Source organism: Psychrobacter sp. AOP7-C1-14, assembly GCF_052376135.1.
Taxonomy (GTDB): domain Bacteria; phylum Pseudomonadota; class Gammaproteobacteria; order Pseudomonadales; family Moraxellaceae; genus Psychrobacter.
Window position 1 is genome coordinate 55,587 of the sequence record NZ_JBQSVH010000010.1, and the last position, 25,884, is coordinate 81,470.

The 25,884-nt window shown below is 42.5% G+C and carries 24 protein-coding genes; 12 read left to right on the plus strand and 12 right to left on the minus strand.

Annotation, left to right across the window (positions count from 1 at the left end):
* Positions 1 to 11 precede the first annotated feature (11 nt).
* Both ACT3QN_RS08445 and ACT3QN_RS08450 read left to right on the plus strand, forming a co-directional pair.
* Positions 12 to 509 (plus strand): hypothetical protein, encoded by a 498-nt coding sequence (locus ACT3QN_RS08445; protein WP_444523886.1) that lies wholly within the window; start codon positions 12 to 14, stop codon positions 507 to 509.
* A 139-nt stretch (positions 510 to 648) separates the two neighbouring features.
* A complete protein-coding gene (locus tag ACT3QN_RS08450) occupies positions 649 to 1,176 on the plus strand; it encodes a cytochrome b (RefSeq protein WP_444523885.1) in 528 nt (175 codons plus the stop codon).
* A gap of 103 nt (positions 1,177 to 1,279) precedes the next feature.
* On the opposite strand, the gene minE is transcribed toward ACT3QN_RS08450, so the two are convergent.
* From minE to ACT3QN_RS08475, 5 genes are all read right to left on the minus strand, one after another.
* Positions 1,280 to 1,570 (minus strand): cell division topological specificity factor MinE, encoded by a 291-nt coding sequence (gene minE / locus ACT3QN_RS08455; protein ID WP_444520357.1) that lies wholly within the window; start codon positions 1,568 to 1,570, stop codon positions 1,280 to 1,282.
* A gap of 2 nt (positions 1,571 to 1,572) precedes the next feature.
* Positions 1,573 to 2,385, minus strand: coding sequence for a septum site-determining protein MinD (gene minD / locus ACT3QN_RS08460; RefSeq protein ID WP_444523884.1), 813 nt, complete (start codon positions 2,383 to 2,385; stop codon positions 1,573 to 1,575).
* Between the two features lie 292 nt (positions 2,386 to 2,677).
* Positions 2,678 to 3,496: a septum site-determining protein MinC gene (gene minC / locus ACT3QN_RS08465; RefSeq protein WP_444523883.1), complete on the minus strand. Its 819-nt coding sequence runs from the start codon at positions 3,494 to 3,496 to the stop codon at positions 2,678 to 2,680.
* Between the two features lie 71 nt (positions 3,497 to 3,567).
* Positions 3,568 to 4,659: a hypothetical protein gene (locus ACT3QN_RS08470; protein WP_444523882.1), complete on the minus strand. Its 1,092-nt coding sequence runs from the start codon at positions 4,657 to 4,659 to the stop codon at positions 3,568 to 3,570.
* A 401-nt stretch (positions 4,660 to 5,060) separates the two neighbouring features.
* Entirely contained in the window at positions 5,061 to 6,023 is a 963-nt protein-coding gene (locus ACT3QN_RS08475; protein ID WP_444523827.1) for an acyltransferase, read from the minus strand.
* A gap of 532 nt (positions 6,024 to 6,555) precedes the next feature.
* Between ACT3QN_RS08475 and ACT3QN_RS08480 the strand changes: the two genes are divergently transcribed.
* The 7 genes from ACT3QN_RS08480 to ACT3QN_RS08510 all read left to right on the plus strand — a co-directional run bounded on the left by ACT3QN_RS08480 (position 6,556) and on the right by ACT3QN_RS08510 (position 15,305).
* Positions 6,556 to 7,212 carry an OmpA family protein gene (locus ACT3QN_RS08480; protein ID WP_444520258.1) on the plus strand — a complete coding sequence of 219 codons (657 nt, stop codon included), beginning with the start codon at positions 6,556 to 6,558 and terminating at the stop codon, positions 7,210 to 7,212.
* Between the two features lie 339 nt (positions 7,213 to 7,551).
* Positions 7,552 to 9,012 carry an imelysin family protein gene (locus ACT3QN_RS08485; protein WP_444523828.1) on the plus strand — a complete coding sequence of 487 codons (1,461 nt, stop codon included), beginning with the start codon at positions 7,552 to 7,554 and terminating at the stop codon, positions 9,010 to 9,012.
* A 285-nt stretch (positions 9,013 to 9,297) separates the two neighbouring features.
* The gene (locus tag ACT3QN_RS08490) at positions 9,298 to 10,974 is read left to right on the plus strand and encodes a di-heme oxidoreductase family protein (RefSeq protein ID WP_444523829.1); all 1,677 of its coding nucleotides are present in this window, start codon (positions 9,298 to 9,300) and stop codon (positions 10,972 to 10,974) included.
* A gap of 54 nt (positions 10,975 to 11,028) precedes the next feature.
* Positions 11,029 to 12,180: an imelysin family protein gene (locus ACT3QN_RS08495; protein ID WP_444523830.1), complete on the plus strand. Its 1,152-nt coding sequence runs from the start codon at positions 11,029 to 11,031 to the stop codon at positions 12,178 to 12,180.
* Between the two features lie 3 nt (positions 12,181 to 12,183).
* Positions 12,184 to 13,740 (plus strand): DUF1513 domain-containing protein, encoded by a 1,557-nt coding sequence (locus ACT3QN_RS08500; protein ID WP_444523831.1) that lies wholly within the window; start codon positions 12,184 to 12,186, stop codon positions 13,738 to 13,740.
* A gap of 216 nt (positions 13,741 to 13,956) precedes the next feature.
* Complete coding sequence (locus tag ACT3QN_RS08505; RefSeq protein ID WP_444523848.1) at positions 13,957 to 14,490, plus strand: M48 family metallopeptidase; 534 nt, start codon at positions 13,957 to 13,959, stop codon at positions 14,488 to 14,490.
* Positions 14,491 to 14,702: 212 nt separating this feature from the next.
* Complete coding sequence (locus ACT3QN_RS08510; RefSeq protein ID WP_444523832.1) at positions 14,703 to 15,305, plus strand: methyltransferase domain-containing protein; 603 nt, start codon at positions 14,703 to 14,705, stop codon at positions 15,303 to 15,305.
* Here ACT3QN_RS08510 and ACT3QN_RS08515 read toward each other — a convergent pair.
* Both ACT3QN_RS08515 and ACT3QN_RS08520 read right to left on the minus strand, forming a co-directional pair.
* Positions 15,283 to 15,954, minus strand: a complete 672-nt coding sequence (locus ACT3QN_RS08515; protein ID WP_444523833.1) for an HD domain-containing protein — start codon at positions 15,952 to 15,954, stop codon at positions 15,283 to 15,285. The genes ACT3QN_RS08510 and ACT3QN_RS08515 overlap by 23 nt on opposite strands.
* A 40-nt stretch (positions 15,955 to 15,994) precedes the next feature.
* The gene (locus ACT3QN_RS08520) at positions 15,995 to 16,906 is read right to left on the minus strand and encodes a hydrogen peroxide-inducible genes activator (protein WP_444523834.1); all 912 of its coding nucleotides are present in this window, start codon (positions 16,904 to 16,906) and stop codon (positions 15,995 to 15,997) included.
* A gap of 267 nt (positions 16,907 to 17,173) precedes the next feature.
* On the opposite strand from ACT3QN_RS08520, the gene ahpC reads away from it, so the two are divergent.
* On the plus strand, positions 17,174 to 17,740 hold the full coding sequence (gene ahpC / locus ACT3QN_RS08525) for an alkyl hydroperoxide reductase subunit C (RefSeq protein ID WP_057761534.1): 567 nt from the start codon (positions 17,174 to 17,176) through the stop codon (positions 17,738 to 17,740).
* A 170-nt stretch (positions 17,741 to 17,910) separates the two neighbouring features.
* Here the strand turns inward: ahpC and ACT3QN_RS08530 are convergent, their stop codons facing one another.
* Complete coding sequence (locus ACT3QN_RS08530; protein WP_444523835.1) at positions 17,911 to 18,159, minus strand: YdcH family protein; 249 nt, start codon at positions 18,157 to 18,159, stop codon at positions 17,911 to 17,913.
* A gap of 435 nt (positions 18,160 to 18,594) precedes the next feature.
* On the opposite strand from ACT3QN_RS08530, the gene ahpF reads away from it, so the two are divergent.
* Positions 18,595 to 20,172, plus strand: coding sequence for an alkyl hydroperoxide reductase subunit F (ahpF, locus tag ACT3QN_RS08535; RefSeq protein WP_444523836.1), 1,578 nt, complete (start codon positions 18,595 to 18,597; stop codon positions 20,170 to 20,172).
* 253 nt (positions 20,173 to 20,425) lie between these two features.
* On the plus strand, positions 20,426 to 21,874 hold the full coding sequence (locus ACT3QN_RS08540) for an alanine/glycine:cation symporter family protein (RefSeq protein WP_444523837.1): 1,449 nt from the start codon (positions 20,426 to 20,428) through the stop codon (positions 21,872 to 21,874).
* 98 nt (positions 21,875 to 21,972) lie between these two features.
* Here the strand turns inward: ACT3QN_RS08540 and ACT3QN_RS08545 are convergent, their stop codons facing one another.
* From ACT3QN_RS08545 to ACT3QN_RS08560, 4 genes are all read right to left on the minus strand, one after another.
* On the minus strand, positions 21,973 to 22,830 hold the full coding sequence (locus ACT3QN_RS08545) for a bile acid:sodium symporter family protein (RefSeq protein WP_444523838.1): 858 nt from the start codon (positions 22,828 to 22,830) through the stop codon (positions 21,973 to 21,975).
* A gap of 360 nt (positions 22,831 to 23,190) precedes the next feature.
* Complete coding sequence (locus tag ACT3QN_RS08550) at positions 23,191 to 23,523, minus strand: TIGR01244 family sulfur transferase (RefSeq protein WP_057761521.1); 333 nt, start codon at positions 23,521 to 23,523, stop codon at positions 23,191 to 23,193.
* 62 nt (positions 23,524 to 23,585) lie between these two features.
* Complete coding sequence (locus tag ACT3QN_RS08555) at positions 23,586 to 23,912, minus strand: beta-lactamase hydrolase domain-containing protein (protein ID WP_444523839.1); 327 nt, start codon at positions 23,910 to 23,912, stop codon at positions 23,586 to 23,588.
* 237 nt (positions 23,913 to 24,149) lie between these two features.
* Entirely contained in the window at positions 24,150 to 25,853 is a 1,704-nt protein-coding gene (locus ACT3QN_RS08560; RefSeq protein ID WP_444529172.1) for a SulP family inorganic anion transporter, read from the minus strand.
* Positions 25,854 to 25,884 lie beyond the last annotated feature (31 nt).

Consider the following 25,884-nt stretch of genomic DNA (forward strand, 5'->3'; position numbering starts at 1 on the left):
GCGAGCGACGTATGAAACAAATTTCGAAACATTCGTTTGAAGCTGTCAGTCTGTTGACTACCAACAACGGCATGCTTGATGTCACCATTGTTCCAGCAGTTAATCAACCGGACTGGATCATTCCAAGTACTCTAATTTTGAGTGTGGATGATTGTCAACAGCAGGTCTCTAGTTACAACTGGCAACAGCAAGATTTGGCGGTTTTTCATTTGTTATTACAAGACCAAATACCAAATAAAATAATTATCTTGGAAGGTAATACGACTGAGCACCGTTTTGCGCTACAGACTGCGGGTAATTTACGCCAGATGCAAGCACGTATTGCTGAAGTAAAAGATATAGAGACACCTGAACAGTTTAGTAGTACTGATGTTGGAGAGGGAGAAGCATATTTTGATAAAAACGATGTTTCATCCTACCTATATCAAACAGTAATGATTGACGACGAAGTCTATTTAGTGCCAGATTTAGATAAAATTGCCCACCATCTGATTGATTTGGATGGCTAGATTCTTATCTGTATTTAAGGTATTCTCCATTCTATGAATAGTTAGCCAATAATATTAATGATTTTACCCATTAAATAGTTATTAGCGGGCTTATAAAATTGTTTAGAGATAATTCCTGACAGAGGTAGTAGAGTCGCTCATGAATAATGCCAACTCGAATGTATCAAAGTGGTCAGCTAGCAGCCGTATCTTTCATTGGATCAGTGCAGTCTTGCTATTGGTAACATGGATAATGATATTGTTACATCAAAATCTAGATAGCAATTCGTACATTGGGTTTCATAAAGCATTTGGCGTAAGTTTATTGTTTTGGATGATTGCCCGTGTCATCAATCGTGTCTTTACTAAAGCGCCACCAGCATTGCCTATGCCAAAGTGGCAGATGCTAATATCTCAGCTTTCCCATTTTGCGCTTTATGCCATATTGATTGCTATGCCTTTGGTCGGTTTGTTGATGACAGTGTATGGCGGACGACCGGTCGATATCTTTGGTATTTTTCAGATTCCAGTATTTGTTGACACAGATAGAAGTTTGGCACGTTTTTATAATAACTTGCATACTGAGATTATTTGGCCAATGATTATTGGCTTTACCGTCTTGCATATAGCGGCAGCGTTGTATCATCAGTTTGTCAAAAAAGACAATCTCATTGCCCGTATGAAATAATTTATAATCGATAAACATGAAAAAGCCCCAAGTATTAAAATTGGGGCTTTTTTTGTTCATTATGAAAATACGTACAGTTAGAAGGTTGGTTTTTATTAGAAGATTACTTTTGATGCTCAGGCAAATTGATATTCATCTCTAATACATCTAAGCTGTCTTCAGAACGATGGTTGATATTGACGTCATCAATTTGTACACCGTTAACGTATTTGTTCACCACTTCCAAAATTTCACGCTTCATTTTTTCGATACGGTCTACCGTTAAGCGATTGTTCAATCTGTTTTCGCTAGCAACAATAACTTTTAAACGTTCAGTTGCTAAATTTGCACTACCTGCGTTACTGTTATCGTCAGTACCAAATAGGCTGCTCCAAAATCCTTTTTTCTTAGTCATCATTAACCCCCAAACCAGCGCTGTAGTAGACTTTTTTTCTTCACATTAATATGACGTAGTGGACGCTCTTCACCCAAGAAACGGGCGACAATGTCGTCATAACATTGACCAGCAACAGAGTCGTTATAATGAATAACTGGTTCGCCATGGTTAGACGCTTCAAGCACTGAATGGCTCTCAGGAACAACGCCAAGTAGTGGAACTTTTAAAATGTCGTTAGAGATAGTGTCAATATCCATCATCTCATTCGCAGCCGCACGCTCAGGATTATAACGAGTAATAATCAAATGCTCACGAACAGTGCCTTGGCTTTCTTCTACTTTTTTTGTCTGACTTTGTAAGATACCGATGATTCTATCTGAGTCACGTACTGAAGAAATCTCAGGATTGGTAACAATAATTGCTTCATCAGCATGATACATCGCTAGCTGTGCACCGCGCTCGATACCGGCAGGTGAGTCGCAAATGATGTAGTCAAACTGCTTAGAGAGTTCAGCCATGACCTCTGATACCCCTTCGTCTGTCAGAGCGTCTTTATCACGCGTCTGACTGGCTGGTAGTATATATAGGTTTTCAAGTTGCTTATCTTTGACAAGTGCTTGCGACAAACGCGCGTTTCCAGTGATAACGTCAACGAAATCATAAACGATTCTATTTTCGCAACCCATGATCAAGTCTAGATTACGTAGACCTACATCAAAGTCGATAACAACCGTTTTATAGCCACGTAACGCCAAACCAGCGGCAAAAGAAGCGCTTGTCGTGGTTTTACCCACACCGCCTTTACCTGAAGTGATTACAACTATCTTCGCCACAATGGCACACTCCTATGAATCAATGGGATATCTTTTATATAATAAATAGCAAAACTACATGTTATTTATCTAGTATATATATACTATCTTCGAAGCTAGCCTAGCATAAATAAATAAAAATTTATAGCAGCTCGATACTAAAGCGGAAAAACAACCTATTTATCGCTCAATTAGCCTCTCTACGTGGCATTTGTAGAGTCATAATCATACTTTTTGGCTAAATGAATAGGTCAGCTTAACTACCTTAGTTTTCTGTAAAGTCACTTCAACGTGTATTATTTTTAATAGCGTCTTAAGTTTCGTCCATTACCGTGAATACTAAGCCTTCGCCTTCTACAAATTTTACTTGTACAGATTTGTCGATGACATGTTCAGGTAAGTTGTCTCGTAAGCAGTATGTTCCTGCTACTGATACCAGTGAAGGATTGAAAACTTGGCAGAATATACGGGCATCTTTATCACCTGTTGCGCCTGCAACCAAGCGCCCTTGTGCACGGCCATATACATGTAAGCTATTGTCAGTAATAGCTTCAGCACCGCTATTAATACTGTTGGTCAAAATTAAGTCGCCGCCAACATGATTGAGGCTTTGTCCTGAACGTAGCATTTGATCATAGATTAAGCTGGTAATATGCTGAGTACTCACCAATGTCTCAGTGGGCATACTAGACAGTGTCGTTTCAGTAGCAGGTTCGCTTGTGGTAGAGGTGCTATCGTCGCTGTTAGCATCAACTGCTTCGGCATTATTGTTTTCTTCTGCTTGTTGGGTAGGGGGCTTTTTGCTTGGTAATATGCGTTCGATACGTTTACCATCGGCTGGAAATATCGCCAAGCGCTGCTCACGTGCTTGCGCATCAAGCATACCTGTCACCACGCCAATAGGCTGCAATCCCCATGCCCATAATAGCTCTACCAATGCTGATAAATCCTGCTCAACGTCACTATCAATAAGGATAGGGATATTACTCGATTTATTGCTGAGCGTTTCAGTTAGCTGAGCCTCTATAACTGCTAAATCGTTTGTACTAAACTGTACGCGTGAAAACGTCAGCATTTTGCCATAGAAAGCTAGTGCTGGTGCAGTCTGGTTATCGTTAGCTGAAACTGTCATATACAAACCCTTAAAAATAATTCTGTCACGGTATTATGTCTCTTATTGCATCGTGCTATCGGATATCTAAACTATAGATTTAGCATATCTTGGTGTTTCCATTGCTGCACTTTTACTTGCGCTTCAAACGCAGACAAACTGTCCTCAATGATACTAGAAATCAAAGCATCTAGCGCTGTATTATTGGTATCTATTTGCGCAATACCGCTAGCAATTTCTATCATCATTATATCTAAGCGCTTAGGGTCTAAGAGTCGTTTGTTCAACGCATTGACGACGTTCTCACCGATATTATGCCCGACATGGTGTAGCTGTGATTCAATCAGGCTGCCCGCGATAGGGATCATGCGTAGATAGCGGCGCAACTCAGGTGTGTTTGCCAAGCCTTCTTCAATCGCATTGCCCATCTCACTAGCCAACATACTGCCACCACCTGATGAGGCTGTGAGTTCTTGCAACTTTGGTGCAAGATCTGTGCGTAGTACAGACAATACCGCTGTTTCAATCTCATTGCGGTTTTTTGCAATCGTCGACTCGATGAATGATTTATGAGTATCTGAACTGGTTAGTTCTTGTCGAAAGTTTTGTATCGCCGTCAGAATAACGCGATCGGATAGCTCTTCTAGCAGTAGGTCAATGTAGAATTTGATTCGATTGATCCATGCTTGCGGCAGAACTTGGTAACCCATCTGATATAGACGTCTGCCAATAACGACTGCTCGAAGCAGTCGCAAAGCACGTAGCTGCGGGAAACAGCCCAATACTTCGTACCAATGAACGAAGGGGAAAAAGAACCAGCGATAATAGACTTTTTGTTTGATGGTAATCGCCCAACGCAGCAACAACTCGACGACCAGAAAGATGGTAAAAAATCCTCCAGCAGTGCGTAGAGGATCATGTAGCGTTGTCTGATACCAATTAAGCGCTTCACTGACAGTTAGCCATTCTGCAGCATTACTACTGAAATTGCTCATCAAAATAGCATCGATACTGATCAACAGTAGATCAATACTGATGGCAATAATCATGACGATATCATAAGTGAGCTTAAGGCGACTTGGCTTTGGATGGTTGTGTTTTGGTGGCTCATCACTTGGTGAATAAAGAGGCTGACTCGAAACAGGTTCGGTAGCTAACGGCGAGCTAGTAGTAGAGGTGGACACAGTCATACCTTATAAGTAATAAATGACACAAAGAATGGGTAAGAAATCGATATTTACTGCCATTTATACTTAGCGTAGACATCGAAAATCTATGAGTTTATGACTAGTCACATTATCAATGAATAAGGCTAAAAAACAACCCGTATTCGACTAAAAATTACTTATGGTGACTTACTATTTTAAGAGTAAATATCATAAGTAAGATATGTGTATGGTGATACTCGTACCCGTAGCTTTGTTCCCCAACAACTTTTTATTTCGTTATTGGTGTTTATTACATCAATGTTTGTTGTATCTATATTTTTACTTAGTATGCTTGTATAGACTGTACTTGGTATTTGACCAGACTTAACGATAAGCCAGTTTGGCATTGCTGACTAGCTTAGTATTGATAATCGTCGTTAAGCAGCTTGTGTTTTAGGGTTTGTTTCAAAACCTGCCAACATAGTGCTAATGCGTTCATCTTTTTGGCGCCATACTTGCTCAACCCAGTCGAACATTTGTGCTTTTGTGTCCTCGTCATTTTCGTAGCCACCTTGTTTGATGCTTTCGAACAAGGCATCTGGTATGTCGATATAGCGCAAGTCAACGCCCAAGCGTTTGATATTGCCTTTCCAAAGATCTCCATAGCTTGGCACACCGTCAGGGTATACGATTGTCATGTCTAGTATGCCATCGATATCTTCACCTAATGCGCTGATAGCCAATGATAAACCGCCTGCCCGAGGTTTCAATAAATGCGTATAAGGTGAATTTTGCTGAGCTTGCTTGGCTTTGGTGAAACGAGTACCTTCTAAATAGTTTAATAAAGTGAAAGGTTTGTCTTTTAGCAGCGCACAGGCACGTTTGGCTTCTTCGATGTCTTTACCTTTCAGCGCAGGGTTTTTAGCGATGGCTTCTTTTGAATGTCGGCGCATCATTGGAAAGTCTAAAAAGTAAAAAGCTTGACCAACGATAGGGATGTAAATCAGCTCAAACTTGGTAAAAAATCGCGTGAGTGGCAAGCGTTTTTCGCCAATATATTGCACGATGCTGGTATCGACCCATGATTGGTGGTTGCTCACCAGTAGGTACTTACCATCGGTATGAATGTCATCTGGTAGGTTGATACGCCAATCTTTGCGAGGCAGTATATTATCTATTAAAGCACTGTTGCTACTGATCCAATGAGTAGCAATTTTGATGACAGCTTTGTCCGCAATCGAGGCGCCAGTAATCACTTTGCCGACACCCATCAGCCATAAAGGAATACTACCGCCGAAGCTATTGGCGGCGATGACACCAGTGGCTGTTGCAAACGAAACAGCTCTGCCCAACTTAGGCGAACGTTTATGTAGTTTTCGAATGGTAGATGTCAAGCGCATGCTCAGTCCTTCTCAGTGTGTCTGATTAATAATAAGTCATATATCGCTGAAGCTAATATGCCAACCCACTATGAAATAGTAATAAAGCTAACCTTACTTGAAGTATCGCGATCATTTGTTTATCTTAACTTTGTTAGAACGGTTGTTTATCAAAATCGTCAAACAACTGTTTGTTTAGCTTCCAGTAAATGTGATGTTGCAGCTTAAAATGAATAGGCTAGTAACAATATAATGTAAATGCGAAGGTTGTTTATGTTCAACAATGGCAAGTTTAGCTACATAATTTTAGCAGAAACCAGTTGCTGTGTAAGGTTATAAAGCTGACTCGTAGTAGCAAAAGGGAGATGGTCGTCAGAGGTTAAAATTCGGATATTAGGATGTTAGCAATATAACCTGCACTTCTCATACATAGGTGTGACAAAATATTACACATATTTAGAGCGTAGTTGGCATAATGATAGCGATAAGCAATTAGAAGATTAATGGACAATCTTTGTAAAAAGCACAATTTTTAAACTTAAGAGGAAATATTATGCGTAATACTTTAATGGTCGCAGCAGTTGCATCAGGTTTAGCCCTTAGTGGTTGTGTTACTGATCCAAATACAGGGCAACAGAGTTTAAATAAAACAACGCTCGGCGGTCTAGCTGGTGCACTTGGTGGCGCAGCTATCTCTAAGGCTACTGGTGGTGACGAGACTGGTCGTGATGCTGCAATTGGCGCAGCATTAGGTGCTGGTGTTGGTTACTATATGGATCGTCAAGCTAAGCAGCTTGAGCAGCAAATGGCTGGTACTGGTGTAACTGTTGAACAAAATCCGTCGACAGGTAACATTGATCTAGTAATGCCAGGTAGCATCACGTTCTCTTTTGATAACGCAACGCTAAACTCATCTTTCAAGCCTACACTTGATAAGCTTGCTACTACTATGAACCAGTACAACCAAAACACGATCACTATTGCAGGTCATACTGATAGTCAAGGTTCAGCATCTTACAACATGGGTCTATCACGTGATCGTGCTTATTCAGTCGCAAACTATCTAACGGCTCGCGGTGTTGCTTCAAACCGCATCAACGTTGTGGCTTATGGTGAGTCACGTCCTGTTGCAGATAACAGCACTGATTATGGTCGCCAGCAGAACCGCCGCGTTGAGCTAACAGTTAATGCACCACAGAGCGTAAACTAATCAATAGTTATATATATCTATTAAGTACGTACTAAATATTTGAGTACATATTTTCAAAAAAGAGTCAGCATTATGCTGGCTCTTTTTTTGTGTTTTTAATACGGCTAAAACAATTGCTATGCATAGATATGGTTAATATTAAATTAAATATTGATAATGATTATCAATAACACTATAATTTATCAATGTTTGCTATTGATACAATACTGAAAGCCTTATCATGTGCACTGTGACTCAACGTGCATCGCTGAGATAGCCTGCTGTAACATGGCTTAATTATCAAGATAATTGAGGCTACTTAACCAAAACGAATTTTTTGCTATATTTTTGAGGATATGTATGACGATTTCTACCGTAACAAGCCGTAAGCTTATACCAACTACCTTAGCTGTTGCACTTGCAGGAGTGTTAATGGTGTCGGGTTGTACAAAGCAAGCCGATGAAGACACCGTTGCAGCGACAGAGACGCAAACAGAAGTAGCAAACACAGAGACGGCTGATAATACAGATATGACAGCTGCCGAAAAAGCACATATTGATAGACTGGTTATCAGTTATGCAAACATGGCACATGCTGCTTATAAAGACTCGTTGGACACAGCCAAATTACTGCAAACTGCGGTAGAGACCTACGTAGCTACTCCAACACAAGAAAATCTTGATGCAGCAAAAGCTGCCTATAAAGAGGCGCGTCAGCCATATTCTCAAACTGAGATTTTCCGTTTTGATGAAGGTTTTGTGACGGCTAATGATGAACGCTCCATCAACAGCGTCGATAGTTGGGAAGGTCAGATCAACGCTTGGCCGCTTGATGAGGCGTTGATTGATTATGTTGGTGACGACTATGAAGGTGAATATAATAGTCAGGAAAATATCATCAATAGTGATAGCATTACTGTCGGTAGTATTGAGCAAGATACCAGTACGATTACACCTGAGCTACTTGCAGAAATGAATGAAATCGGTGGTAGCGAAGCCAACGTAACGACTGGCTATCATGCCATTGAGTTTATGCTGTGGGGTCAAGACAACAATGGCGTAAGAGAAGGCGCAGGTAATCGCCCAGTTACTGACTATGCAACTGAAGCTGGACAGTGTACTAGTGGTGATACCGCCAACGAAGATGCCAGAATCTGTGAACGCCGCGGTGAATTCTTAACCGCTGCAACTCAACTATTGGTTGATGACTTAACCGCGATGGAAGCCCAGTGGCAGCCTGAAACCGAGAATACTTTACGTAATGATTTGATAGCGCGCAAATATGACAATGGTCTGCGCCAAATTATGTATCAAATGGGTAGCCTAGCACTAGGTGAGCTTGCTTCTGAGCGTATGCAAGTTGCTTTCGTTACTGGTTCTACCGAAGATGAGCACGAATGCTTTAGTGATTTGACGCATCTAAGTTATGCCAATAATGCTCGCGGTATTCAAAACGTCTTTAATGGTAGCTATACAACAGTCGCTGGTAAGACAGTAGGCGGTTATGGCATCAAAGACTATTTGACGGATAACGGACACACAGAAGCTGCTGATAAGTTGGCTGCTGAATTCGATAAAGTAGAAAGCGCGTTCGATGTTATCGTTGAAAAAGGCGAAAAAGACGGCATCAAGATCGATCAGATGATTGCAACTGTCGGTCAAGCAAGCCAAGAAGGTATCTCTGCTGAAGAACAAAACGTTCGTCGTGGTTGGGTTGAAGCAGGTATCACTAGCTTACAAGAGCTGACTGCCAGTATCGAAAACGCTGCAAAAGCAGTTGGAATCGATAACCTAGACGCAGATGCAGGATCACAGTTTTAAGAAAAAATTAAGCTAGCGGCGCTTATTTATAAGCCTCTAATTGGCTTTATGACGTTTTATTAGTCGTGATAGGTCAGTAATCGCTGTTTATTAGATACTTAGATTAGATATAATACGTGCGTTGTCAGCCACCGTTGGCAGCGCATTTTTACGAGCATTAAATAAGCCAATTGGCCTCTGTACCACTTCATTATATGTCTCCGCAATCATTGTTCATCGACATATAATAAGGTGGTATGACAAAACTTTAATGGTTCTACTCTAGCGCTAAGGCACTTAATTTCTATGAACGTTAATCATGTTAACCCCTCTAACTCTCCTTCTGCCACTCAAACCCTACGACATACACCCTCTAAGCTTGCTCTAATTCTCGCGAGTGTAGTAGCTATCAGTGCGTGTCAACCATCCGATAGCGCCTCTGACGACGCTACTGACAATGTTTCTGATGATACTGCCGATCAGATCTCAAATACTGAGAGTATCAGTGAAAACAGCCAATCGTTGTCGTCTGAACACGCCAAAAATATAGAATCACTGGCGGGTGTGCCGATGCAGCAGTTGGTGAGCTTTGACCCTCAAGAGATCAAACAGGGCGGTGACTCTGGTATTAGTATTAGCAGTGCTGAAAGCTATTCAAAGCCTTCATCGAACTTAGCAGCTTCCCGCAAAGGATCGTTCTTTATTGGTAATGCGTTCTTTAAGCAGCCATGGGTTGTTGCTCCTGCCAGTACTGATAGCCGTGACGGGCTTGGCGCATTATTTAATGTGGCAGCTTGCCAGTCTTGTCATGTCAAAGATGGGCGAGGTCATGCGCCGATGACTGCCGATGACGATGCCGATAGCTTATTGATTCGTCTGTCTATGCCAGCGACCACCGATGAGCAGCGTCAGCAGCTAAAGGACTCACTGATTGAAAAGGTGGCTCATCCTATGTATGGTGGACAGTTACAAGACCGCGGTATTCAAGGTGTGCCTGCTGAAGCGAGAATTGCGGTGCAGTGGACAGACAAACCAGTTACCTTTGCTGACGGGTATGTTGAGACGTTACGTGCGCCAACATTTAATCTGACCAAACCTGGCTATGGCGCTTTTGACGATAACATGATGGTATCGCCGCGTGTGGCGCTACCGATGATTGGGCTTGGGCTATTAGAGCAAATACCTGACGATGACATTAAAAAACAAGCCAGCGATGGTAATGATAGCGATATCAGTGGTAAATTTAACTGGGTGATGGATCCGCAAACGGGCGAACGTACGCTCGGCCGATTTGGTTGGAAAGCTGGTCAAACCAAGCTGATTACCCAAAACCAAAGTGCATTTAATGAAGATATGGGTCTAACATCCAACATCCGTCCTAACGAATCCTGTATGCCAACGCAGACCGCTTGTCTAAATGCAGCAACTGGTGCGGATGAACAAGGTAATGGTAAATCACCTGTTGAAGTTAACGACGAGGTTGCTAAATTTGTAGAGTTTTACACCCGCAATCTAGCGGTGCCTCATCGCCGTAATGCAGATGATACGCTCGTGCTGGCTGGCAAAAAGCGTTTTTATGACATGGGCTGTCAAAGTTGCCATACACCAAGATATCAGTTGCCAAAAACCGACGATGATCATCTTGAGCAGCATGGCCAAGTAATTTATCCTTACACAGATTTGTTATTACACGATATGGGCGATGATCTCGCTGATCGTACGATTGCTGGCAAGCTACCGCCAAAAGACGCCCAAGTTGAATTTTTAGCCAACTCTTATGAGTGGCGTACGCCAGCACTTTGGGGCGTAGGACTTGCTCAAACTGTGGATTCTCAAGCAACGTTTTTGCATGATGGTCGTGCCCGTACGTTGATGGAAGCGGTTTTATGGCATGGCGGGGAAGCAGAAAATCAAAAGCAACAAGTATTGGAGTTAGACAAGCAAGGTCGCGCGGAGCTCAATGCGTTCTTAAAGTCGCTATAATATAGTCAATGTAAAACGCTATACATTATTATTTATAACATTACCGAGAAACCTATGAAAATAAACCACGCTTTGGCAATGGCGCTATCTGCATTGAGTGCTGGACTGCTGATCAGTTGTGTCAAACCTGCCGATGACAACCAAGCTACAGATGTAGATAGCCAAGAAGTTGTGCAAGATAGTGCAGTTACTGACAGTTCAGCAAAAGGTAACGAAGAAAGCACGGAGCAAATTGTTGCGGTAGATATCAGTCCTGAGACTGCGGAAACCTACTTGACACATGTGGCAGACGATATTGTGATTCCTGCGTATGCCGATGCAGCAAAGCAAAGCGATCTCTTGAATGAATTGGCGCAGCAGCACTGTACACAAGCTCCAGTTAGTGGTGATGAACTACAAGAATTACGTGCGCAGTGGCTGGTATTGGCACAAGCTTGGTCGAGTGCTGAGATGATTAACTTTGGTCCTGCGACGGCTAGCATGAGCAATTTATACATTAACTACTACCCTGACGAGCGCGGACTCGTACATAGTGGCGTGGCTGATTTAATCGCTGCTAACCCAAAACTAACACCAGAGCAGCTTGCTAACGAGAGTGCTATCGTACAGGGTGTTCCAGGGTTGGAAGAAGCTTTGTTTGCCAATGACAGTTTAGACGCTGGTCAGTGTGCTTACGTCATTAGTGCCAGTAGTGCGTTGAGCACGCGTCTAAAAGACATCGAGACAAACTGGCAGCAAAATGCGACCGATTTATTGGCAATCGATCAAACAGCAGAAAGTGATCAAGGGCTGAACCAGTGGTTTAATTCTCTACTGTCATTGATTGAGACCATGAAATCTAATGCTATCGATCAGCCACTCGGTTTGACGGGTAAAGCGAAAGGCCATTTGCCTGCTGCTACTGCTGGCCAAAGCCGCGCTATCATCAATGCTAAGTTAGATACGATCAACAAAGCCATGACTGACCCTGTATTGACGGCTATTCTTGGCAGCAATGATGAAAACAAAATTTCGGATAATCTATCGACTGCACTTGCTGATACGACCACGTTATTAGCACAAATGCCAGAAGATTTATCAGAGGCTAGTAAGGACGACCAGCAAGCGTTATATGATTATCTGACTGATGTTACTCGTTTGATTAAACGCCAGTTAATCCCAGCACTTGGCATCCGTGTAGGCTTTAACAGCACTGATGGCGATTAGACAATGTCTACTATCGAAGCGAGTACAGCCGTGCCAGACGTCCAGACTTCTGACCAGATGAATAGATTGAATGATGCTGGCATAAGTTCAACAGGTCATGAGCTTTTGACGACTTCAGTGCTGACAGCAGTTGGTACGGCGGCGCTGATCGGTATTCATCATCGTTATCGTAAGCAGCAGCACCCAGATGCCAGTTTGCAAGATTATGTTGACGGTATTCGTACACAGTTTCAGGCATTACGCGGCACTTCTGATTCAATACCGAAGCTTTCGCGCTTACGTTATGCTTGTGAGCAAGCAGCGGTAACATGGAAGCAGGTTTATCATGCGATAGATGATGACAAACGTGATGCGCCTGACTTTGGTGCTGTGCATACGACAACGATGCTAGCGCGACCAGTCAGCTGGGTCAGTGGCGTCGCATCTATGCCAAAAGATCAAACCTCATCGAGCCAAAATGAGCATGATTTTGGTGTGGTAGGTATTGATGTCGACAGACAAATCGTTTGGCAGACGACTATGCCTGAGCGTGTCCACGACATCGTTGTTCAGCCTGTAGATGTACTTGAAAATCAAGCTCAGCATAGCAATGTGGATCAAAGACGCGACGTTGTCGTAATGGGTCGTCGTCCAAGTGAAAGGTTTTGGGTACTTAATACATCAAATGGACAGGTAATGCATGCGATCACAGCTGACTCAAACCGTCACTTTTATGGTCATGCTTGCTATAGTTTAGATGGTAGCTTGCTCTACGTCACTGAGAATGACACCGTGAGTTTGGCAGGAAAAATTGGTATCTATGATGCCAATGATGCTTATCAAAAAGTAGCAGAATTTGATTCATATGGTATTGGCCCGCATGAGCTGATAATGCATCCTGATAGCGAAACGCTAGTCATTGCAAATGGTGGTATCAAGACTGAACAGGCCTCACGTGAAGAGCTCAATCTAGATACCATGCGACCATCATTAGTCTATTTGAATCGTCATGACGGTACACTGCTTGAGCAAGTAACTCCCGAACATAATCAGATGAGTGTGCGCCACTTAGCCATGCACGATGACGGTACAGTGATGATCGGTATTCAGTTCCAAGGTGAAAAACATATCAATGTACCACTGGTGTTGACTCACAAACGTGGTGATGCCAGCTTCACGTCTTTAACCATGCCAAACAAGCAATGGCAACGCTTCCACCAGTATATCGCTAGTGTAGCGGTTGATAGTGAGCGCAACTTACTTTGTGTGACCACACCAATTGGTGGCTGTGCCGCGATTTACGACTTACATACTCGCAAGCTGATTGATGATGTAAGTTTGCCAGATTGTGCAGGGGCTTCAGTTTTAGCTAATTCTACTGCTTCAATGAGTAAAGTTGATAAACATGCCGAGCCGACAGGCTTCATAGTCAGTGATGGTCAAGGGCAGTTAACAGCGCTAAGAGTACATGCTTTGCCAGAGGTAAAGCTGGATACAGACGATGTTGGACGTCATAGGCGGATTGTCAAAGACACTCAACTGCATATGATGTCATTTGACAACCATTTACAAGCGTTGTGATACGTTTTATTCAATAAGAGTGATAGATGAATAGGCGTGGCTGTCAACAATGACTATTACTAGAACAATAGTAATAGTCAGCCAAGGAGGTAGAGCATTAGCTTAGACACCAATCTAGATACTGTCAGGCAGCAGCTTACACAGGCAGGCATCGATTTACATATTAGTAAAAAGCGTGTTAAAAATATCAATTTTCGCCTAAAGCCTCATACGTTGATGGTATCTATACCGATGCATGTCAATAAGTCTCAAATATTGCATGCTGTGGCTAAGCGAGTGCCGTGGGCTATTGAACATCATCCACAAATATTAGAGCAATATAGACGTAGACAGAGCGCGTCATCCGACCCTTCAACTACTACTAACTCAGTTTTATTATGGGGTGTGGAGCAATCATTTACGCTCAGTCTCGATAAAAAAATCACATATTATCGGCAACAACTTTCCGAAGTCGCACCTGTACTATTTGAAAAATGGCAGCCAATCGTTGGCGCTTATGCCAATGAGATACGGTTGAAAAAAATGCATACGCGCTGGGGCAGCTGCAACACGCGTGCAAAGCGAATTTGGTTATCAGTCTATCTTCCTGCCTATCCTATCGAGTGCACTGAATACGTAATCGTTCATGAGCTGTGCCACTTGCATCATGCCAATCATAGCCGTGCGTTTTGGCAAACGGTTGCCACAGCAATGCCAGATTATCTGCAATGGCATAACGTCTTAGCGGGCAAGACAGGCCAGCTGGATTAAACCTATCACCTAACTATCTGAGTATCCAACTATCTAAGTAGTCTTAGTAAACACCTTGATATCGTCTGCGCAAGTTTCATTATGCAGAGCACCTAGTCCTATTTTTATCATCATTTTTAAAATAAGGACACGCTTGAATAAGCCTGATATGATAAGGAATAATGGTACAAATCATGTCGTTTAAATAACGGGTTTATATACAGGGATGTCATATGGAAAACGTTAATCAAGCTGAGTTTTGGCAGCAGCGTTATGAGAAAAACAGCATCGGCTGGGATATGGGTCAGGTATCACCACCGCTCAAAGATTATATTGACCAATTACCTGATAGCGCGAAAAGTCAGGCGATACTAGTGCCAGGTGCAGGTAACGCCTATGAAGTGGGCTATCTATATGAGCAAGGCTTTACCAATGTCACGCTGGTTGATTTTGCCCCTGCACCGATTGAGGCGTTTGCAGAGCGCTATCCTAGTTTTCCCTCTGAGCATTTAATTTGTGCGGACTTTTTCAGTTTATCAGCTGAGCAGTATCAATTTGACTGGATACTTGAGCAGACATTTTTCTGTGCAATTAATCCATCGCGCCGCGATGAATACGTACAGCAGATGGCAAGGTTGTTGAAGCCACAAGGTAAATTGATTGGGTTGTTATTCGATACGGATTTTGGACGGGAAGAGCCACCATTTGGTGGTACCAAAGAAGAGTACCAACAGCGTTTTCAAAGTCATTTTGATATTGATATCATGGAGCCTAGCTATAATTCACATCCAGCACGGCAGGGTAGTGAGCTATTTATAAAGCTGCAAGCAAAGTAAGCTCGCGTTTGAGGTTGTCACGAGCTTGCGTTTCTATCTTATCATAGTAATGGTCGGTCAGATAGAGTTTGGGATGTGCTAGTAATCCTTTCAACACTGCAGTGCGCCCATCACGGTAGCTATCATCTGGAACGTGTGCGTATTCTTGGCGTACTTCGTGTGCATACTGCTGATAGGTAGACCAAGGCGCACCCAAAATACTTAAGTCCATATCTAACAAATATGCTGCATCATTATATTTGTCACTGTCTATCAATGCATCTATCTGATGATTGGCAGTCATCATGATGAGAGCATAGATCTGTTGGCACTGTTTTGAGCTTAGATAAGGGTTCAAAGCATCTGTTGCAAAATCTGCGCTTTGTAGCTCATTGTCGGAGCGTGTTGGGTCGTATATCACATCATGATAGTACAGTGCCAACGCAATAATATGTGGCTCAGTCAGATGGTGTTTAATGCCTTCAAACTGTAGCAATAGCTGTTCGATATGATCGAGCGTATGATAAGCACGTTGTGGTTCGTCATAGCGTATAGCGATATCCTGCCAAAGCCTATCTATTTGCTTTGGTGAGATATCGCTGGTCATAGCTGACAGTTGCTGCGCGAAGTGTGCGTTGAGACTATCATGTCTATTTGAGCTGTCTTTCATACGTCATTTTTTCACTATGATCGTGGTAAAAACGGTTTAATTATTCTTTGTTGGCCACTGCGTCTTTAAACGCTTTATTAAACACCTCACCAAGCAAGCTAACATCATCAACACGTGCATAGTTCAAACGGGTGACAAAGGCAATATGGCGATGCGGACCTTCTTCAGCCAAAGGAACAGCGACAGCATTTTGGTTTTGCAGATGTAGCTGATCAAGCGCCATTTCAGGAACTAGGGTTGTCCCCATGTTGGCCAGTGCCATTTGAATTAGAGTATTTAAGCTGGCATCTGAAAAGCTTGATTTCATCTGTGTACGGTCAAAATGACAGACAGACAGCGTTTGGTCGGTTAGACAGTGCCCTTCACCAAGCAACATCAGGTTGGCCGTCGCCAATTCGTCAGCATTGATGGTATCAAGTTTGGCATGTACATCATCTTTTGGAAATACAGCAAAGAAATCTTCACTCCAAAACTCAAAACTATGAAGCCCATCTACCGCATACGGCAGCGCAATGATAGCCGTATCGATATGACCATAGCGGACTTGCTCAAGCAAACGCTCTGTTTGTTGTTCGACAATGGTCATGCGGAACTCTGGATATTGAGCACGCAGTGCAGGCAGTACTTTTGGCAGCAAGTAAGGCGCAATTGTCGGAATGATACCGACAGTCATAGGATAGGCGAGCGGTGTCTGATGGCTATGGGCACGTGTGGTCAAATCGCTCACCTCAGAAAACACTCGCTGCGCCCGTGTGAGAATGTCTTGACCGATAGGGGTGATGAGTACCTGTTTATTGTTGCGCTCAAAAATCTGAGTATCTAGCTGTTTTTCTAACTCTGCGATACCTAAACTCAATGCAGACTGCGAGATATTACAATCTTCAGCAGCGCGTTTAAAATGACGATGTTTGGCTACGGCTAGGGCAAACTCAAGTTGTCGTAAAGTAATCATAAAACCTCTCTTTTGGTGGGTTTTTAATGCAATTTATTATGTTTGCTCAACCTTTATAAGGTAGCAAATTACCAATTAAGCACCAATGATAAAATGTAGAGATAATAGTTTAACAAGTTTAATAAAACAAAACATCACATTAAAAACTTTTAACTAGATTAACCATAGAATTCGCGTATAGTTTATCAGGTAGCCCAGAGAGCTAGCGGGCTAATTGAAAAACCATATAAATAATTTTTAATTTAATTAACTATAGAGGAGCCAATCATGGCGTCTATCATCAATCAAGAAATCCCAGAATTTTCAGCAGATGCATACGTAAACGGTGAGTTCAAAACCATTACTTCAGAAGACGTAAAAGGCAACTGGGCAATCTTCCTATTTTACCCAGCTGATTTCACGTTTGTTTGCCCAACTGAGCTAGAAGACATGGCTGCTCATTATGACGAGCTAAAAGGCCTTGGTGTTGAAGTATATTCAGTATCTACTGACACGCATTTCACGCACAAAGCATGGCACGACTCTTCAGAAGCTATCGGTAAAGTACAATACCCAATGATCGGCGATCCTACTGGTAAAATCACTCGTGGCTTTAACGTCATGATTGAAGAAGCAGGTTTGGCTGAGCGTGGTACTTTCCTAGTAGATCCTGATGGTTTGATCCAAGTAGCTGAAATCCATGCTGGCGGTATCGGCCGTAGTGCAAAAGATATGTTACGCAAAGTAAAAGCAGCACAGTACGTTCGTGAAAACGATGGCGAAGTTTGCCCAGCAGCTTGGGAACAAGGCGGCGACACATTGAAGCCAAGTCTTGACCTAGTTGGTAAAATCTAAGTAGGTACTTTGTACTTAGATAAAAGTAGCGTTGTATCTTAAACATTTGGTTCAAATCAATGCTACAAAAAAAGACCCCATTAACTTATGTTAATGGGGTCTTTTTACGTCTTAAGCATAGGTATCGTTAGTATTATTTTTTGAGCATATCTCTAAGCGTAGACGCAATATTAAGCATGAGACTGGGCTTTGTTTTTATCAATGATTTTATAAATCTCGTCTTTAAGCTGCAGCTTTCGTCGTTTCATTTGTTCGATTTCTTCTTCACGACTGGCATGCTTTATTGGGTCTTTTTCAAGACGATTAATTTGCTGATCTAGTTGTGTATGCTCATCAAAAATACTGGCAAAGTGGCTGTCTTTTTGCTTAAGTTCAGCGATAACTTCTTTATTATCTTGCAATGTGTCAGTCTTTCTCATCTGGTCATCCTTGATATCAAGTACAGAACTGTTTGTAAACAGTCGTACGTTATGGTTAAGGTTTTTTAAGATTTTGAGACATCAATCAATACTAAATTGCTAAGTCCATATGTTCACGAAATACGCGATGAATGGTTGATATTTATATCGACTTGATTTGATTGTAGCGAATAATTCGCTCCAGTTCTATGGCTATTATATCCTCATTGATTTGAATTTAATTTAATATATTTATTTATGATTGGTTTTATAAAACATAAGGTTTGAGTTTCTCAGCTTGCTGAAGTTAGCTAAACGCTTGATAATAGACACATCAAAGGGCAAGAGCCCACTATATATAATCTTTTATACAAAATTATTAACACCAACTATTCCATATTTATACGCGTAGCATGACAGCTACCGTTACATATTTAGTCATAATGAGGAACAAACATGATAGACCAAAATTTATTAGATGCCGTTAAGAGCTACAGCGAAAACATGACACGTCCTATTACTTTCGTATTGGGTAATGGAACGCACACAAAGCGTGCAGAGTTGGTCGATTTTTTGACCAAGATTGCTGGAACAACAGACAAAATCAATTTCGATGCAGAAGCAACTGATGACAGCTTGCCTAGCGCAATCAGCTTTAAAGTAGTCAGTCACATCGATGGCGCATCAAAAGATACAGGCATCGTATTTAGCGGTATCCCAGGTGGTCATGAGTTTACTTCATTGATTTTGGCGATTTTGCAGGCAGGTGGTCATACGTTAAAATTAGATGAAGGCATTCAAAAGCTGGTTAAGCGTTTCAACAAGCCACTACAGTTCCAGACCTATGTGTCATTGTCGTGCCACAGCTGTCCAGAAGTCGTTCAAGCGTTGAACCAATTCGCGCTATTAAACGATGGTATTAGCAATGAGATGATCGACGGTGCTTTGTTTCAAGAGCAAGTAGAAGCGAACAAAATCCAAGGGGTACCAGCAGTATTTTTGAACGGTAAGCCATTTGCAAACGGCCTAATTGACACTGCTAAACTGATTGGAAAATTACAAGAGCAGTTTCCAGACCTCTTATCAGAAGTAGAGGACGATGATGAGCAATTAGAGCAACAAGACGTCACTATTATTGGTGCTGGCCCTGCAGGTGTGGCTGCTGCCATTTATACAGCGCGTAAAGGCCTAAAGGTCACAATGGTCGCTGATCGTATTGGTGGGCAGGTAAAAGACACGCAAGATATCGAAAACTTGATCTCAGTGCCACTAACCAATGGTACAGATCTGTCGGCTAACTTTGTTAAGCATGTGTCTGAATATAGCATCACACTGAAAGAGCATGTGAGCGTTAAAGATATCGAAGAGACTGAAGAAGAGAACTATAGTATCCACCTAAATACTGGTGAGAAGTTCGAAACTCGTAGTATTATCTTGGCGACAGGTGCTCAGTGGAGAAAGCTTGGTGTACCAGGCGAAGAAGAGAATATCGGTAAAGGCGTGGCGTTCTGTGCACATTGTGATGGCCCGTTCTTTAAAGGTAAAGACATCTCAGTTATCGGCGGTGGTAACTCAGGCGTTGAGGCTGCATTAGATTTAGCAGGTATCGTCAATCATGTTACTGTATTAGAGTTCGCTGATGAGCTAAAAGCTGACCAAGTGCTTATTAATAAAGCCAAAGAAAAAGCCAACATCGAGTTCGTTACCGGTGCAGCGACGCAAGAAATCAAAGCGACTGATGGTAAAGTATCTTCTATTGTCTATCAAGATCGCAGCACAGGTGAGACTCATGAGCGTGACTTGTCAGGGGTGTTTGTACAGATTGGTTTAGTGCCAAACACTGGATTTATCAAAGGCTTCGTTGATCTAAATCGCTTCGGTGAGATTGAAATCGATGAGCGCTGCCGTACAGATCGTAAAGGTATCTTTGCTTGTGGTGATGTAACCACTGTTCCATTTAAGCAGATTAACATTGCGATGGGTGAGGGCAGTAAAGCGGCGTTGTCAGCGTTTGAATATCTAGTCATGCAGTAAGTTATTAGTTTAAATATCAAGAACCACCTCGGCTGAGGTGGTTTTTTTATGCCACCGTATAAATACTTCTCGACAGAATAAGTTCTAATATTTAGAAAGTAGATATTTACCTGAACCAATAAAGAGATTTTTCTTAGGAAATACCAGTATCTACTTTACATAGTCGTAATTTGAATTACAAATTCATGTTGTTGGTGCAATAATGAGTTCAATAAAATCTATCTTAGCATCATGAACTATAAGGAAAATCGGCGTGGAATATATTGAAGCTTTTTTCGCTCAAGTTGGAGATCTGACTTGGGGCTGGGCACTCATCCCTATGCTGATTATTTTCGGTCTGTTATTTACCATTGTGGGCAAGTTTGCGCAGTTTAGATACTTCAAACGTATGTTTCGTGTATTTAAGACAGATGAGGTAGGAGACGACGGAATTTCTGCGCGTCAGGCTTTGCTCGTTTCTATCGGTGGACGTGTTGGCGGTGGTAACATTGCTGGTGTTGCTGTTGCAATCTCTCTAGGGGGTCCAGGTGCCGTATTTTGGATGTGGGTTGTGGCCTTAATTGGGATGATGACGAGCATTGTTGAGTGTAGCTTGGCCCAGCTTTACAAGCGTAGAGATGCCGAAGGTAATTTTCGTGGCGGGCCTGCGACCTATATTTTACATGGCTTAGGTAAAGACTATCGCTGGCTTGCTGTTATTTATGCTATTTCTCTACTATTGTCTTTTTCCATCGGCTTTGTGGCGTTCCAAGGCAATACGGTAGCAGGCTCTGCTCTCGAAAGTTTTGGGATTGATCGCTGGATATCGGGTCTGGTACTGGTGATTGCCGGTGGGTTTATTGTCTTTGGTGGTATTCAGCGTATTGCCAAAGTAGCCGACGTTTTCATTCCTGTTATGGCGTTAATCTATATCGGCATGGCGCTTATGGTTATCGCGTTTAACTTCACAGAATTGCCTGCGTTAGTAGTGATGATTGTTAAAAATGCTTTTGGTATTGAATCTGTCGTGGGCGGTGGTATTGGTGTGGCGATTGAGCAAGGTATGAAACGTGGTTTGTTTTCTAATGAAGCAGGTCTGGGCTCTGCACCGAATGTTGCCGCCACCGCTTACGCCACTCATCCTGTTAGTCAGGGTATCTCGCAGTCATTATCTGTGTTTATCGATACGATGATCGTATGTAGTGCCACAGCATTTATGATTTTACTTAGTGGTGTGTACCAACCAGGTGCCGAAGTCGATGGTATTGTACTGGCCCAGCAAGCGCTAACGACCCAGCTTGGGGATTGGGCGCAGTATATCTTGACCATATCGATATTGCTATTTGCCTTGAGCTCTATCATGTATAACTATTATATGGGTGAAAATGCAATCAACTTTTTGGTCAAAAAGAATATTAAAATGGCGACCTTGATATTACGTATTGTGGTGATTGCGGTATTATTTTTAGGCGCAGTAGCTCCTGCAGCTACTACGGTATTCTTCTTCGCCGATCCGTTAATGGGCGTGCTAGCATTAGCAAACTTATTGGCCTTGATGATGTTATTTCCGCGGGCCAAACGTCTATTGGACGATTTTGCAAGCCAATTAAAGTCAGGGGTTAAGGAGCCGTTATTTGATGCACAAGAGTATGAAAGGCTGGATCTTGATCTGAGTGCATGGGGTAAAAAAGCGGTAAAAGAAGCATTAGACCAAAAACAGTAGAACGCATACACTTCATTTCTTATCAAAGAAATCGTACTTCAAAAAAGCGCCTGTCCAGATACTGGATGGGCGCTTTTTATTTCTCATACTTACTATAATCAGTTTTTGTTTTTGATCAAAAAGATAACGGGTAGCGCAACAACATACATCAGCACACCATATACAGCCGCAGGTAGCGCAATAACGGGTAGTGTGCTCACGCCCATAATGATAGGAGCTAAGGTAATAGCCGTCGTGCTATTTTGAATACTGGTTTCTATTGAGATGGTTTTGGTGTCAAACCAGCTGAGTTTTAGAACTCTAGAAGTCAAGATGCTAATAGCGAACAGAATAGCAATGATAAAGATAAGCTCTAGACCAATTTGAGTGAACTGTGATTGTAATAATTGCCAGTTAGAGGCAATAGCAGCAAAGACAATCAAGACGAAAAATATGCTAGCCAATCCGTTCAAAAGACTGCTACGACGCACCATAAAGTTAGTAAATTTATGGCGAGCAAGCATACCAAGAGACACGGGCAATGTGGTCAATAAGAACATGACTAGGCCAATATTTATGGCACTAATAGAGTTTGCCTGATCTTTCATAAAATGATCGAAAGCCAATGTAATTAAGATAGGCAATGTAACTACTGATAATATGCTGACCACACCTGTCAATGCGATAGAAAGCGCGACATTTCCTTTGGCGTAATAGGTCAACATATTGCTCGTGACGCCGCCTGGACAAAAACTGATTAGCATAATTCCAAAAGCAATCGGTGGTGGCGGAGCCGCCACTAGCACGACTGCAAGCGCAACCAATGGTACTAGCACAACTTGATTGATTAAGCCGACAAAGAACGCTTTGGGATATTTGGCAATAATTTTAAAATCACTAGGTTTTAGTCCTGCGCCTAGGGTGAACATGATGTAGGCAAGTGCTAGTGGCAGTAATGCTAGCGCGGTATTATTCATCAAACATTCCTTGTAAAACTAAAATGCCATAAAAAAATGGCGTTTTGAAAGTAAATAGCAGCGGGGCACTTTTGAAGTAGCTGCTTACATTCCATGTGTTTAGGTATTTAATCGTCTAGTTAACTAAGTGTTTCAACCATTGAATTAGGGTAAGCATATCAAATGATAATAGCGGTATTACGCTCGCTTAGTAACCCATTTGTCGTGACTATTGAGATTTTTGAGAGACTATTGGACAGTGATTGAGCTATTTACATCTAATCAAACTTTGAGCTTGATAATAAGCGCAGTAAAAAGCCCACAAGATTTTGTGGGCTAAATATTTTAAATACTTTAAATGTTTAGTCAGTTTATGCTGAACTAGTCATCTAACAAATCCATCTGCTTGGCTGCTTCATAGATGCCGTTTGAGCGGTTGCCTGTACGGCAAAAAATTAACATTGGCTGTTCAGCTTGATTAAAGAAATCTGCAAACGTTTCGACGTGAGTTTGATTTAGCTCGTTACCTGCAAAAGAGATCTCTTTATAAGCAAGCCCAGCTTCTTTAGCGGCTGCTTCGATTTCAGCACTGGTTGGCTGATTTGGCTCTTCACCATCAGGACGGTTATTGATAATGGTTTTGAAACCATTTTCGGCAATCATAGGCACTTGGTCAGGCGTGATTTGTCCGGTAAAGCTAACTTCATGGCTCATAAGAGCTCCTTTTTTATTGGTGTTGTTGGTTTTATAAAATGTGTTAGTTCGAGCTATAGTTGTTATAACAGGCCTTGCATCAATGCACTTTGGTATAGCAGTTTGGCGCGTGCACCAGTACCGCAAAACATTAATATAGGCTTGGGCATTGAATGATAGAAATCGGCAAACTGCTCGACTGTCAGCATACTTAGACGTTCATCATCAAATGGCAGATATTGATACGCTAGGTTTGCCTTTTCGGTGGCAGTCGCCAAATCGCAGCTATTAGGCTGTGTTTCTATTTCAGCATCGGGGCGAACATTAAGCACTGAGCGATAGCCAAGCTCGGCAATCTTAACGCATTGGCTTGGGTATATTTGCTTGTAAATCGTTAAATTATCGGTCATAAAATAGGTTCAGTTATATCTGTTAATATATATTTATTCTTGAAGGTTTGGCAAAGGGCATCAAAGGACTATAAATCAGTATTTTTGAGGCCGATTTCTAGGCCAATTGATTCCCTATTCAATAGGTCTAGCATAACACAGGCGCTATCATAGCGATATTGCGTTGTAGATGACAATAGTAATTGAGGGCGAGAAAAAACTAGTATTATGGCGATTCTGTTGTGGTCAAACTATGGATTACTTTAACGCATCGACAGCATCTAAAGTACTTAGATAGACTTGCCCTGATAGCTCGCTAATTAATGAAGTGTGACCAATGATGTCCATCACAGGACCTTTGATAAAGCTAAAATGTAAGCGCTTGTTCTGTAGCGCTAACTCGTGATTTAAAGTGCAAAGCATTTCTTGAGCGGTCAGATCTATGTGATTGACGGCGGCCATAATTAGTATGATTTCATTGGCATTAGGGTACTGCTGCATGGCATTGAGGATGCGTCGATGTACAGATTCACTATTACCAAAAAACAAACTCTCATCGATACGCAACATTAATAAATTATCAAAAGTCACTACATCATGGCGATTGATATTTCGAAAATGCCCTGTGCCATCCAACTGCCCAACGATAGCCACGTGTGGCTTACTCGACTGCCAAATAAGACTGGCGAATGACACCATCAGACCAATGACCAGACCAGTATTTAGCCCAAATATAAGCACACCGACAAACGCTGCCAAAAAGCTAGCGCCATCTAAGCGATCACGCTGCCATGCAGACTTTAAGGTCGCAATATCTATCAACCCGATAATAGAGGCCATGATAGTTGCACCTAACAATGCATAGGGTAGTGGAGCAAGCGCACTGCTAAAGGCTATTAGTGCGGCAATCATCACCAGTACGGTGACGAAACTGGCAAGTGGTGTCTTAGCACCTGAGTCGGCATTGATAGCAGTACGTGAAAAACCTCCTGCGACTGCGAAACTCTGGAACAGTCCACCAGACAGATTGGCCAGTCCAAGTCCAGTCAATTCACGATTGGCGTCAAAGCTCTCACCGCGTAAGCGAGCATAGGTACTGGCAACGGAACTGCTCGATACAAATACGATCAGTGCCATCAATCCTGCAGTCGGCAAAAGCTTCAGCGCTTCTTGTAGGTCTGAAATATGCGGCAACGTAAAGCTAGGCAGTCCTTGTGGAATACGTCCAATGGTCGCGACACCATGTGCGCTCCAATGCAGTGCCATACTAAGTACGATAGCGACGCCAAGTAAGATAAGCGGAAACAATCGCTCTGCCCATCTGGCATACGACGATGATAGCCACGACTGCCATATCCATTCACTTGCATAGCGATTGGCAGCCAACAGTACAAACGCGGTCACACCAATCGCTAAGGTCAGTGGGTGCAGCTGGCTAGCATAGCGCTGTATGGTAGACAAATACCCAATCAAGCTATTACCTGCGATCGGAATGTCTGTTAGATATTTGAGCTGACTTACAAATATAAGAACAGCTGCACCGCTTACAAACCCTGCGGACACACCGCGACTGATAAACTGCATGATCCAGCCGAGTCTTAACCTTCCTGCAATCCACAGTAAGGCACCTACCATCAATGCCAATAGACTTGCCATCAGTGCATATTGCTCTGATCCTTGTTCAGCATAGGGCAGTAGACCACTGGCTGTCATAATGGCGGTGATGGCAACTGGGCCTACGGCTTGTACGTTGCTAGAGCCGAGCCAAGCGTAGACGAGTACAGGTACAATTGCTGCATATAAACCATAGACAGGTGGAAGTCCCGCCAGCACTGCGTAGCCTAGGCTCTGCGGTATTACTAACACGCCCACTACTATGCCAGCGACTAGATCAGCCGGTAACGCTGTGAGCTGGTATTGACGCAGCCAAGATGGAATCAGACGAGCGACGATAGAGGACATATCAATCAATCACCGTAGTAAATAGCATAAG